The organism is Streptomyces sp. NBC_01410 (assembly GCF_045040195.1).
Classification (GTDB): Bacteria; Actinomycetota; Actinomycetes; order Streptomycetales; family Streptomycetaceae; genus Streptomyces.
Genome location: NZ_CP109530.1, coordinates 7,044,434 through 7,055,643, shown reverse-complemented (window position 1 = coordinate 7,055,643; position 11,210 = coordinate 7,044,434). Strand labels below are relative to the sequence as shown.

The window sequence follows — 11,210 nt, the reverse complement described above, 5'->3', positions numbered from 1 at the left end:
GTGCCCTGCCCTGATGCGCGGGGCGGGGCCGTCCGTGGAACCGGAGTGCGCCGTCACACCGGGGACCACCTTTGTCCTGTACACCTCATGGACCGTAGTCGGGTTCGTCCGGGACGGAAAGCCCTTATGCAGTAGGGAAGTTCAACTTCTTCCTACCGCAGGACAAAGACGGACCCGGGCAACTGGGACCTGCCCGGCGGCGGATCCGCCGCCGGGCGTGGAGCTGCGGCAATGCGCCTGACAGCGTTAGTCGTTGCCTCCGAATGCCGCATCGAAGGACGCGGTGGGCGGATCGAAATCAAAGCGCTTCAGGCCGGCAAGCGCTTGTGGAGCACCCGTCAGGCGGTCCATACCGGCGTCCTCCCACTCCACCGAGATCGGACCGTCGTAGCCGATCGAGCGGAGCATCCGGAAGACGTCCTCCCAGGGGACGTCACCGTGGCCGGCCGAGACGAAGTCCCAGCCGCGCCGCGGGTCTCCCCACGGCAGATGGGAGCCGAGCCTGCCGTTGCGGCCGTCGAGACGCTTGCGCGCCTCCTTGCAGTCGACGTGGTAGATCCGGTCCCGGAAGTCGTACAGGAATCCGACCGGGTCCAGATCCTGCCAGACGAAGTGGCTCGGGTCGAAGTTGAGCCCGAAGGCAGGCCGGTTGCCGACGGCCTCCAGAGCCCGCTGGGTGGTCCAGTAGTCGTACGCGATCTCGCCGGGGTGCACCTCGTGTGCGAAACGGACACCCTCCGCGTCGAAGACGTCCAGTATCGGGTTCCAGCGCTCGGCGAAGTCCTCGTATCCCCGCTCGATCATCCGCTCGGGCACCGGCGGGAACATCGCCACCAGATGCCATATCGAGGAGCCGGTGAAACCGATGACGGTACGCACCCCGAACGCGGCCGCGGCCCGCGCGGTGTCCTTGATCTCGGCCGCAGCCCGTTGCCGTACGCCTTCGGCCTCGCCGTCGCCCCAGATACGGGCGGGCAGGATGGCCTGGTGGCGTTCGTCGATGATGCGGTCGCAGACCGCCTGACCGACCAGATGGTTGGAGATCGCCCAGCAGGTGAGGCCGTACTTCTCCAGAAGCGCGTGGCGCCCGTCGAGATACGAGGGGTCGGCGAGCGCCTTGTCGACCTCGAAGTGGTCGCCCCAGCAGGCGAGTTCGAGGCCGTCGTAGCCGAAGTCGCGGGCGAGCCGGCAGACCTCCTCCAGCGGCAGATCTGCCCACTGGCCGGTGAAGAGCGTGAACGGGCGGGGCATGCGGACCTCCTAGGCCTGTGTCTGCACGGATGTCGGTACGGGGGTGTAGACGGCGTTCTTCTCGGCGCTCTCCTCCACCGCCGCGAGCACCCGCTGCACCTGCAGCCCGTCCGCGAACGACGGCGCCGGATCGGTGCCCGCCGCGATCGCCTCGACCAGATCGCGGGCCTGGTGGGCGAAGGTGTGCTCGTATCCGAGCGCGTGGCCTGGCGGCCACCACGCCGCCAGATACGGATGCTCCGGCTCGGTGACCAGGATGCGCTTGAAGCCGGATGACGCGGCGGGCTCGGTGTGGTCGTGGAAGAACAGCTCGTTCAGCCGCTCCAGGTCGAAGGCGAGCGAGCCGAGCTCGCCGTTGATCTCCAGTCGCAGGGCGTTCTTGCGTCCCGACGCCATCCGCGTGGCCTCGAAGGAGGCCAGGGCCCCCGAAGCGAGGCGCCCGGTGAACACCGCCGCGTCATCCACGGTGACCGGCCCGCGCTCGGCCCCGCCCGCCGCGGAAGAAGTCACGGAAGGACCGCCCGCCGCGGAAAGGCCGGCCGACGCCCCCGCGAGCAGCGGGCGTTCCCGTACGAAGGTCTCCGCGAGCGCCGAGACGCCCACCAGCGGCTCCCCCGCCAGATACTGCGCGAGGTCCACGATGTGCGCGCCCAGATCGCCGAGCGCACCGGAGCCCGCCTGCTCGCGCCGGAGCCGCCAGGTGAGGGGGAACTCCGGGTCGACCAGCCAGTCCTGGAGATAGGTGAACCGCACATGCCGCAGGGTGCCGAGCCTGCCGTCGGCGATCAGCCGGCGGGCGTACGCGATCGCGGGCACCCGCCGGTAGTTGAAGCCGACCATCGCCAACTGACCGCGCTCCCTGGCCGCTTCGGCCGCCGCGACCATCGCCTCGGCCTCGGCGACCGAATTGGCCAGCGGCTTCTCGCACAGGACGTGCTTGCCCGCCTCCAGGGCCGCGACGGCGATCTCCGCATGGCTGTCCCCCGGCGTGCAGATGTCGACCAGCTGCACATCGTCGCGGGTCACGAGGTCGCGCCAGTCGGTCTCCGCCGCCGCCCAGCCGTGTCTGTCAGCGGCGGCCCGCACGGCCGCCGCGTCACGGCCGCCGATCGCGGCGAGGACCGGCCGCAGAGGCAGGTCGAAGACGCGTCCGGCGGTGCGCCACCCCTGTGAGTGGGCGGCGCCCATGAACGCGTATCCGACCATGCCGACGCCCAGGTCCTGCGCCGGCGGACCGACTGTCGCTGCGGCCTCACTGTCCCTCTGTTCCATACGGGTTCCTCCTCGTCGGTTGCTCGGTGGGGGCGGGCAGGCCGGTCAGCTGAACCCCGTGGGCAGGTACTCCTCGACGTTCTCCTTGGTCACGACGGCGGAGTACAGGGTGATCGAGGCGGGGATCTCCAGTTCCGACATTCCGCTGACGCCCTTGGCCTGGCCGAGCGCGCGGGCGAGGTCGATGGCGGACGCGGCCATGGTCGGCGGATAGAGGACGGTGGCCTTCAGGACGCTGTTGTCGGCCTTGATGGCGTCCATCGCGGACTTGGCTCCGGCGCCCCCGACCATGAGGAAGTCCTTGCGGCCCGCCTGTGCGATGGCCCGCAGCGCCCCCACACCCTGGTCGTCGTCGTGATTCCACAGTGCGTCGAACTGACTCTGGGCCTGAAGGAGTTGTGCCATCTTCGCCTGGCCGGACTCGACGGTGAAGTCGGCCGCCTGGCGGGCCACCTTCTTGATGTTGGGGTAGTTCTTCAGGGCGTCGTCGAAGCCCTGGGTGCGCTGCTTGGTGAGCTCCAGATTGTCGAGTCCGGCCAGCTCGACGACCTTGGCGTTCGGCTTGTCCTTGAGCTGCTCGCCGATGTAGTTGCCGGCGTTGAGGCCCATGCCGTAGTTGTCGCCGCCGATCCAGCAGCGGTACGCCTGCGGGGAGGCGAAGATCCGGTCCAGGTTGATGACGGGGATGCCGGCTTTCATGGCCTGGAGGCCGACCTGGGTGAGGGCCTTGCCGTCGGCGGGGAGGATGACGAGGACGTCGACCTTCTTGTTGATCAGCGTCTGGACCTGGCCGATCTGGGCGGCGGTGTCGTTGGAGCCCTCGGTGATTTCCAGCGTCACTTCGGAGTACTTCTTGGCACGCGACTTCGCGTTCTCGTTGATCGCGTTGAGCCAGCCGTGGTCGGCCTGCGGTCCGGCGAAGCCGATGGTGACGGCCTTGCCCGGCTTGTCGTCGGCCGCGGGCACGTTGTTGGTTGCCGTCTCCGACTTCTTGGGCTCATTGCTGGTGCAGGCGGTCAGCAGCGCGCCGGCGGAGACGGCGGCCGTGCCGAAGAGCAGTCCTCTGCGGCTGGTGGCTGGGATTTCTGGCATGACGGATCAACCCTTCGGCTGGGCGGTGCGACAGATGGGGGAGGCGGAGTGGGAAGGGGTGTGACGGGCGGTCAGTGTTCGGCGCCGCGCAGGGTGCGGTGCTGCACGAGAACGGCGGCGACGATGATCGCGCCCTTCGCGATCTGCTGGACGGCGCTCTCCAGATTGTTGAGGGCGAAGATGTTGGTGATCGTGGTGAAGACGAGGACGCCGAGCACCGAGCCGACGATGGTGCCCCGGCCGCCGCTGAGCAGCGTGCCGCCGATGATCGCCGCGGCGATGGCGTCGAGTTCGTAGAGATTGCCGTTGGTGTTCTGTCCCGAACCGGCCAGGACGATCAGCATGAACGCGGCGATGCCGCAGCACAGTCCGGAGAGCAGATAGAGGTAGAGCCGCTGGCGGCGTACGTCGATACCGGCGAGGCGCGCGGCCTCCGCGTTGCCGCCGACGGCGACGGTCCGCCGCCCGAAGGTGGTGCGGTTCAGCAGCAGCCAGCCGACGACCGTGACGGCCGCGAAGACGAGCACGAGCGGCGGGATGCCGAGGATGTACGCGTCCTTGATACCGAGGTCCAGCACGGAGTTGACGGTGACCATCTGCGTCTTGCCGTCGGTGATCTGCAAGGCCAGACCGCGCGCCGAGGCGAGCATCGCGAGGGTCGCGATGAACGGCACCATCCCGCCGTACGCGATGAGCAGACCGTTCACCAGACCGCAGCCCAGACCGACGATCACGGCGGTGAAGAGGATGCCGGCGAAGCCGTACTCCTGCGTCGCCACCGTCGTCGCCCACACGGAGGCGAGTGCCACGATCGCGCCGACCGACAGATCGATGCCGCCGCTCGTGATCACAAAGGTCATGCCGACGGTGACGACGCCGATGATGGACGCCTGGGTGAGGACGAGCTGAAGATTGCTGGTGGCGAGGAATTCGTCGGGCTTGGTGATGCCGCCGACGGCGATCAGTACGGCGAGGACGCCGAGCAGCGAGAGATTGCGGACATCCGCGCGCAGTCCCAGCGGTCGACGCCAACCCCCGCCTGCGGGTGCGGACTTGGCGGTGGGTATCGGCGCGTCCTGCCGCGCCGGAGAGGCTGGCTGCGTCATGCCGTCGGGCTCCCTTCCATCACAAGGTCGAGTACGCGGTGCTCGTCCAGCTCCCGGGCGTCGGCCCGGTGCACGACGCTGCCCTCGCGGAGCACCAGCACCCGGTCGGCGAGGCCCAGGACTTCGGGCACCTCGCTGGATACGAGAAGTACGGCGAGCCCTTCGTCGGCCAGCCGACGGATCACGGCATACAGTTCGGCGCGCGCGCCGACGTCGACGCCGCGGGTGGGCTCGTCGAGCAGCAGCACCCGGCAGCCGCGCAGCAGCCAGCGGGCCAGCACGGCCTTTTGCTGGTTGCCGCCGGAGAGGGTGCGGATGCGGGCGTCGGGGTTGTCGGGGCGCAGGGAGAGCTCCCTGGTCGCCTGCTGTGCCGCTGCCCGTTCGGCGCGGCGGTCGAGCCAGCCGCCGCGGGAGAAGCGGGAGAGGGAGGAGACGGAGACGTTGCGGGTGACGGACTCCAGCATCAGCAGGCCCTGCGCCTTGCGCTCCTCGGGGGCGAGGCCGATTCCGGCGCGTACGGCGGCGCGTACGCTGCCGGGGCGCAGCGGGCTGCCGTCGACGAGGACACGTCCGGCGCTGGCTTTGCGGGCGCCGTAGATCGTCTCCAGGATCTCGGAGCGCCCGGAGCCCACGAGTCCGGCGAGCCCGACGATCTCGCCGGGGCGCAGTTCGAGGTCGACGGGCGCGAACTCCCCTTTCCTGGCGAGACCTTCGACCGTCAGGACCGGCCGCCGGTCCGCCGCGTGTGCGGCGTGGGGGCGGTCGGGGAAGACGTATGCGACGTTCCGGCCGGTCATCATGGCAACGATGTCGCGGGTGGGGGTGTCCCTCGCGGGCAGTCCGACGGCGACGGCCCGGCCGTCCTTGAGGACCGTCACCCGGTCGCCGATGCGACGGATCTCTTCGAGGCGGTGGGAGATGTAGACGACGGCGACCCCGTCGGCGGTCAGATCGCCCACGATACGGAAGAGGTTGTCGACCTCGTCGGGGTCGAGGGCGGCGGACGGCTCGTCCATCACGATGAGGCGTACGTCGTGGGAGAGCGCCCGGGCCATGGAGACGATCTGCTGCTGGGCGGCCGAGAGGTCGCCGACATGACGGCCCGGGTCGATCTCGGGGTGGCCAAGTCGCTTGAGAATGGCGGCAGTTGCGGCCCGGGCCTCTGTGCCTCGTACGACAAAACCGGCGGAGGCCGGCTCGTGTCCGAGGAAGACGTTCTCGGCGACGGAGAGCCCTTCGACGAGATCGAGCTCCTGGTAGATGGTGGCGATACCGAGCCGCATGGCGGCGATGGGCGACTTGAGGGAGACCCCCTCGCCGCGCCAGGTGATCTCTCCGCCGTCGGGCTGATGGGCTCCGGCGAGCACCTTGATGAGGGTGGATTTGCCGGCGCCGTTCTGGCCGAGGAGGCAGTGGACCTCGCCGGCCTGGACCGCCAGGTCCACTCCGTCGAGCGCGCGGACGCCGGGGAACGACTTGGTGATGCCGGACATGGTGAGCAGGGGCGGTTCTGGTGCCATGACGAATCCCCTCGGCGGGTGCGGCCGGTGAGCGGGCAGGGCGGTTCCAGTGCACGTGCGGTCGTACGTACCGGCCCGGTGAATCAGGCCGGCGAGAACAGGTGGTCGCTGATGAGCCGGGCCGCGCCGATCACTCCGGCGGTCGGGCCCAACTCGCCCAGCACGATGGGCAGATTGCCGGTCGCCAGCGGCAGCGACTGGCGGTAGACCTGGGTGCGTACGCTCGCCAGCAGCGTGTGGCCGAGGCCGGTCACCCCGCCGCCGATCACCACGAGCCCCGGGTTGAAGAAACTGACCAGTCCGGCGATGACCTGGCCGACGCGGTTGCCGCCCTCACGGATGAGTGCGAGCGAGGTGGCGTCGCCCGCGGCCGCGGCCGCCGCGACATCGATCGCCGTGAGCCGGCCCGCCGTCTCCAGCCTGGCTGCAAGTTCCTCCGACCGGCCGGTGCGAGCCGCTTCCTCGGCGTCGCGGGCGAGCGCGGCACCGCTGAAGTGGGCCTCCAGGCAGCCCTTGTTCCCGCAGGCGCAGGCACGGCCGTCCGGTTCGACCTGGATATGGCCGATGTCGCCGGCGCTGCCCGTCGTACCGCGGTAGACCTCACCGCCGACGACGATGCCGCAGCCGATGCCCGTGCCGATCTTGACGCAGAGGAAGTCACCCACGGAGCGTGCGACGCCCGCGTGCTGCTCCCCCATCGCCATCAGGTTCACATCGTTGTCGACCATGACCGGGCAGCCGAGGTCCTGGCTGAGCGCCTCGCGTACGGGGAAGCCGTCCCAGCCGGGCATGATCGGCGGAGCGACCGGCACGCCTTCGGGGAAACGGACCGGACCGGGGACGCCGATGCCCGCGCCGTCGAAGCCCTCGGCGAGTCCGGAGGCTTTGAGCTTCGCCGCCATCGACAGCACCTGCTCGAAGACGGCGACCGGGCCCTCGCGGACATCCATGGGGTGGTTGAGGTGGCCGAGCACTTCGAGCTCGGCGTTGGTGACGGCCACGTCGATGGAGGTGGCGCCGATGTCGACACCGAGGAAGCGCAGCGCGGGGGCGAGCCGGATGTTGTGGGAGCGACGCCCGCCGCGGGAGGCGGCGAGGCCGTCGGCGACGACGAGCCCCGTCTCGAGCAGCCGGTCGACCTCGACGGCGAGCTTGGAACGCGACAGATCCACCTGGTCGCCCAGCTGGGCACGGGAGTTGGGCCCGCCGTCGCGCAACAGCCGGAGCAGCCGCGCCTGATGCGCGTTCGCGGGTCGAGCGGTCATGCGTCTCACGTGCCCCTCCCCGCCTTTTCGGCCGCGGCCGTCCTTCTTTCGAGGGGAACGTAGCAGCGCTTTCTCCAACTGGGAAGAACTTGCGCAGGGTTCTGCTACAACTTTCTCCACACTCGGGACAAAGATCTGATCGAGGTCTTCGAGAAGCTGCGAGAAGGGAATCGCATGATCCTGGTGACAGGTGCCACGGGGAACGTGGGATCGGCGCTGGTCCGCCGGCTCGCCGAGGCGGGCGAACCGGTGCGCGGCCTCAGCCGCGGCGGTGACCCCTCGAAGCTCCCGCCGGGCGCGGAGGCCGCGGCGGGCGATCTCAACGACCCGAAGTCGCTGCTCCCCGCCCTGGCCGGAGTACGAGCGGTCTTCCTGATGCCGGGCTACGCGGACATGCCCACGACGCTGGCCGAGATCCGGGCGGCCGGGGCCGAACGCGTGGTGCTGCTGTCGGGCAGCTCCGCCGGAAGCAGCGACCTCGACAATGCCATCTCCCGCTACATGGTTGCGTCCGAGACCGCGGTACGGGAGTCCGGGCTGCCCTGGACCTTCCTGCGGCCGAGCGCCTTCATGACCAACACGCTTGAGTGGGCACCCCAGTTGCGCGCGGGGGATGTGGTGCGCGCGCCGTGGGCGGGCGTACGCATCGCGAACATCGACCCGTCCGACATCGCGGCGGTCGCGGCGGCGGCACTGCGGACCAGCGACCACGAGGGCCGCGTGTACGCGCTGTCCGGGCCCGAATCACTGCTTCCGGCGGACCGGGTGCGGATTCTGGGCGAGGTGCTCGGCCGTCAGCTGCGCTTCGAGGGGCAGTCGGACGACGAGGCCCGGGCGGAGATGAGCGCGGCGATGCCGGAGCAGTACGTCGACGCGTTCTTCAGCTTCTACTCGGCGGGGGCGCTGGACGAGTCGCGGGTGATGGGGACGGTGCGGGAGGTGACGGGGCGGGAGCCGGGGACGTTCCGGGCGTGGGCGGAGGCGCATGCGGGGGCGTTCGGGTAGTCGGGAGGTTCCGCTGCGCGGGGCTGTTCCCCACTCCCCTTCCCGAACTGGGGGCAAGCCCCCAGACCCCGTATGCGACCTCCGGCCGCATGTCCTCAAACGCCGGACAGGCTGACAAGCTCCTCCAGCCGGTCGATGAAGACCCGCTGCCCCGTCACCAGCTTCTCCCTGGCCTCGTCCAGGCCGAACCACTCGGCCCGGTCGATCTCGGGGAACTCCTGCATACGGCCCGAACCGCGCGGCCACTCCATGGTGAAGGTCCCCGGCACCACGAGGTCCGTGTCGAGGTCGCCCTCCAGCGCCCATGCGGTGACGATCTTCCCGCTGGTCTGGCGGGCATCACCGAGCGGCTGCCAGTCGCCCTCGGGCGGCGCCATGCCCAGTTCCTCCTCGAACTCCCGCCGGGCGGCAGCCATCGGCTCCTCCTCCGGGGTGTACTCCCCCTTCGGCACGGACCAGGCCGCGGTGTCCCGCCCCTCCCAGAACGGCCCTCCCATATGGCCGAGGAGCACCTCGATGTCCGGACTCCGCCTGCGGTACAGCAGCAGGCCCGCGCTTCGTTTCGCCACCATGCCGTTCAGTGTGCCCGGCTCAGGGGCAGCGGATGACCTGACCCGCGTACGAGAGGTTGCCGCCGAAGCCGAAGAGCAGCACCGGGTCGCCCGAACGGATCTCGCCGCGCTCGACGAGTTTGGAGAAGGCCATGGGGATCGAGGCGGCCGAGGTGTTGCCGGACTCCACCACATCGCGGGCGATCACGGCGTTGACCGCACCGATCTTGTGGGCGACGGGCTCGATGATCCGCAGGTTCGCCTGGTGGAGGACGACCGCGGCCAGTTCCTCGGGGGTGACGCCCGCCCGCTCGCAGACCTTGCGGGCGATGGGCGGGAGCTGGGTGGTGGCCCAGCGGTAGACGGACTGGCCCTCCTGGGCGAAGCGGGGCGGCGTGCCCTCGATCCGTACGGCATGGCCCATCTCGGGGACCGAGCCCCACAGCACCGGGCCGATCTCCGGTTCCGCGCTCGCCTCGATGACGGCCGCGCCCGCGCCGTCGCCGACGAGTACGCAGGTGGAGCGGTCGCTCCAGTCGACGATGTCCGCCATCTTGTCGGCGCCGATGACGAGCGCGCGGGCGGCGGCTCCGGCCCGTACGGCGTGGTCGGCCGTGGCGAGCGCGTGGGTGAAGCCGGCGCAGACGACATTGAGGTCCATGACGGCGGGCGAGCCCATGCCGAGACGGGCCGCGACGCGGGCGGCCGTGTTGGGCGAGCGGTCGATCGCGGTGGAGGTGGCGACCAGTACGAGATCGATGTCGGCCGGCGTGAGACCGGCGGAGGCGAGCGCCTTGGCGGCGGCGTGCGCGGCCAGCTCGTCGACCGGCTCGTCGGGTCCTGCCACATGCCGGGTCTCGATCCCGACGCGGCTGCGGATCCACTCGTCGCTGGTGTCCACCATCTCCGCCAGGTCGGCGTTGGTGAGCACCTTTGCGGGCTGGTAGTGGCCGAGCGCGACGATGCGTGAGCCGGTCATGGGCGGTTCCCCCTGGGTGCGGACAGTGGAATTACCCAGTCTTGGCGGCTACCACCCGGTACGACGGCATGTGATCCCACAGGATTCGGGGGCCGGAATTTGGAGCTTCCCGAAGGGTGCTGAGTCGCCATACCGGGACGAAAGGCATGCCGTACACAATATTCTGTCGATTCAACCCGATCTCCCTCGGTGGGCTCCAACGTCACCCTGCTGGTGCAGGAGAATGAGATCGTCCAGGTCACCTCGCCGCACGACCGTACAGAATCGGAATTGATCGCCATGGGACGGGTCACCGAGCGCCGCCGCACCATCCGCATCAGGGACGGCGCCGTCTCGTCCCGCCCGGACACCCTCGTGGCCGAGGAGCCCCTGGAGATCCGCCTCAACGGCAAACCGCTCGCGATCACCATGCGCACCCCGGGCGACGACTTCGCACTCGCGGCGGGCTTCCTGGTCAGCGAGGGTGTGCTCGGGTCCGCGGACGAGCTGCGGTCGATCGTGTACTGCGCCGGGGCCACGGCCGACGGCACCAACACCTACAACGTGGTGGACGTGCAGCTCGCGCCAGGTGTGCCCGTGCCAGACATCACCCTTGAGCGCAACGTCTACACCACGTCCTCCTGCGGTCTGTGCGGCAAGGCCAGCCTCGACGCCGTACGCACCACCGCCCGCTTCCCGATCGCCGACACACCCCTGGTCCGCGTCGAGCCCTCGCTGCTCGCCGCCCTCCCCGACCGGCTGCGGGCGGCACAGCGGGTCTTCGACCGGACCGGCGGTCTGCACGCGGCGGCGCTCTTCTCCGAGGAGGGCGAGCTGCTCGACATACGGGAGGACGTCGGCCGCCACAACGCCGTCGACAAGCTCGTCGGCCGGGCCCTGCGGGACGGCCGGCTGCCGCTGTCCCGGATGATCCTTCTGGTCTCGGGGCGCGCGTCGTTCGAGCTGGCGCAGAAGGCGGTCATGGCCGGGATCCCGGTGCTGGCCGCGGTCTCCGCGCCATCCTCGCTCGCCGTCGACCTGGCCGCCGAAACGGGTCTGACCCTGGTCGGCTTTCTGCGCGGCGCCAATATGAACGTCTACGCGGGCGACGAGCGCATCGCCCTGGGCACCGGGGTCTGAAGCGCCCCCGCGCCGGCCGGGACAAGGACCCGGCCGGCGGGGAGCGATCC

The 11,210-nt window shown here is 70.1% G+C and carries 10 protein-coding genes; 2 read left to right on the top strand and 8 right to left on the bottom strand.

Translation table 11 applies throughout. From position 1 onward, the window contains the following. Positions 1-246: 246 nt before the first annotated feature. The 6 genes from OG741_RS32355 to OG741_RS32330 all read right to left on the bottom strand — a co-directional run bounded on the left by OG741_RS32355 (position 247) and on the right by OG741_RS32330 (position 7,506). Positions 247-1,251 (bottom strand): sugar phosphate isomerase/epimerase family protein, encoded by a 1,005-nt coding sequence (locus OG741_RS32355; protein WP_405603628.1) that lies wholly within the window; start codon positions 1,249-1,251, stop codon positions 247-249. A gap of 9 nt (positions 1,252-1,260) precedes the next feature. Next, entirely contained in the window at positions 1,261-2,523 is a 1,263-nt protein-coding gene (locus OG741_RS32350) for a Gfo/Idh/MocA family protein (RefSeq protein WP_405603626.1), read from the bottom strand. A 45-nt stretch (positions 2,524-2,568) separates the two neighbouring features. After that, entirely contained in the window at positions 2,569-3,615 is a 1,047-nt protein-coding gene (locus OG741_RS32345) for a substrate-binding domain-containing protein (protein ID WP_405603625.1), read from the bottom strand. Between the two features lie 71 nt (positions 3,616-3,686). After that, positions 3,687-4,721, bottom strand: coding sequence for an ABC transporter permease (locus tag OG741_RS32340; RefSeq protein WP_405603623.1), 1,035 nt, complete (start codon positions 4,719-4,721; stop codon positions 3,687-3,689). Continuing rightward, on the bottom strand, positions 4,718-6,241 hold the full coding sequence (locus tag OG741_RS32335; RefSeq protein ID WP_405603621.1) for a sugar ABC transporter ATP-binding protein: 1,524 nt from the start codon (positions 6,239-6,241) through the stop codon (positions 4,718-4,720). The genes OG741_RS32340 and OG741_RS32335 overlap by 4 nt, the downstream gene beginning before the upstream one ends. Positions 6,242-6,324: 83 nt before the next feature. Further along, positions 6,325-7,506, bottom strand: a complete 1,182-nt coding sequence (locus OG741_RS32330) for an ROK family protein (RefSeq protein WP_405603620.1) — start codon at positions 7,504-7,506, stop codon at positions 6,325-6,327. A 174-nt stretch (positions 7,507-7,680) separates the two neighbouring features. On the opposite strand from OG741_RS32330, the gene OG741_RS32325 reads away from it, so the two are divergent. After that, positions 7,681-8,511, top strand: coding sequence for an NAD(P)H-binding protein (locus tag OG741_RS32325; RefSeq protein ID WP_405603619.1), 831 nt, complete (start codon positions 7,681-7,683; stop codon positions 8,509-8,511). Positions 8,512-8,606: 95 nt separating this feature from the next. Here the strand turns inward: OG741_RS32325 and OG741_RS32320 are convergent, their stop codons facing one another. Next, complete coding sequence (locus OG741_RS32320) at positions 8,607-9,083, bottom strand: NUDIX domain-containing protein (protein WP_405603618.1); 477 nt, start codon at positions 9,081-9,083, stop codon at positions 8,607-8,609. A 19-nt stretch (positions 9,084-9,102) separates the two neighbouring features. Next, positions 9,103-10,041 (bottom strand): beta-ketoacyl-ACP synthase III, encoded by a 939-nt coding sequence (locus tag OG741_RS32315; RefSeq protein WP_266483159.1) that lies wholly within the window; start codon positions 10,039-10,041, stop codon positions 9,103-9,105. A 279-nt stretch (positions 10,042-10,320) separates the two neighbouring features. On the opposite strand from OG741_RS32315, the gene fdhD reads away from it, so the two are divergent. Beyond that, complete coding sequence (fdhD, locus tag OG741_RS32310; protein WP_405605874.1) at positions 10,321-11,160, top strand: formate dehydrogenase accessory sulfurtransferase FdhD; 840 nt, start codon at positions 10,321-10,323, stop codon at positions 11,158-11,160. Positions 11,161-11,210: the final 50 nt, after the last annotated feature.

Excerpts from the sequence above, each read along its gene's own strand:
- OG741_RS32340 (WP_405603623.1), bottom strand. The coding sequence starts at position 4,721 with ATGACGCAGCCAGCCTCTCCGGCGCGGCAGGACGCGCCGATACCCACC.
- OG741_RS32325 (WP_405603619.1), top strand. The coding sequence starts at position 7,681 with ATGATCCTGGTGACAGGTGCCACGGGGAACGTGGGATCGGCGCTGGTC.
- OG741_RS32330 (WP_405603620.1), bottom strand. The coding sequence starts at position 7,506 with ATGACCGCTCGACCCGCGAACGCGCATCAGGCGCGGCTGCTCCGGCTG.
- fdhD (WP_405605874.1), top strand. The coding sequence starts at position 10,321 with ATGGGACGGGTCACCGAGCGCCGCCGCACCATCCGCATCAGGGACGGC.
- OG741_RS32355 (WP_405603628.1), bottom strand. The coding sequence starts at position 1,251 with ATGCCCCGCCCGTTCACGCTCTTCACCGGCCAGTGGGCAGATCTGCCG.
- OG741_RS32320 (WP_405603618.1), bottom strand. The coding sequence starts at position 9,083 with ATGGTGGCGAAACGAAGCGCGGGCCTGCTGCTGTACCGCAGGCGGAGT.
- OG741_RS32350 (WP_405603626.1), bottom strand. The coding sequence starts at position 2,523 with ATGGAACAGAGGGACAGTGAGGCCGCAGCGACAGTCGGTCCGCCGGCG.
- OG741_RS32345 (WP_405603625.1), bottom strand. The coding sequence starts at position 3,615 with ATGCCAGAAATCCCAGCCACCAGCCGCAGAGGACTGCTCTTCGGCACG.
- OG741_RS32315 (WP_266483159.1), bottom strand. The coding sequence starts at position 10,041 with ATGACCGGCTCACGCATCGTCGCGCTCGGCCACTACCAGCCCGCAAAG.
- OG741_RS32335 (WP_405603621.1), bottom strand. The coding sequence starts at position 6,241 with ATGGCACCAGAACCGCCCCTGCTCACCATGTCCGGCATCACCAAGTCG.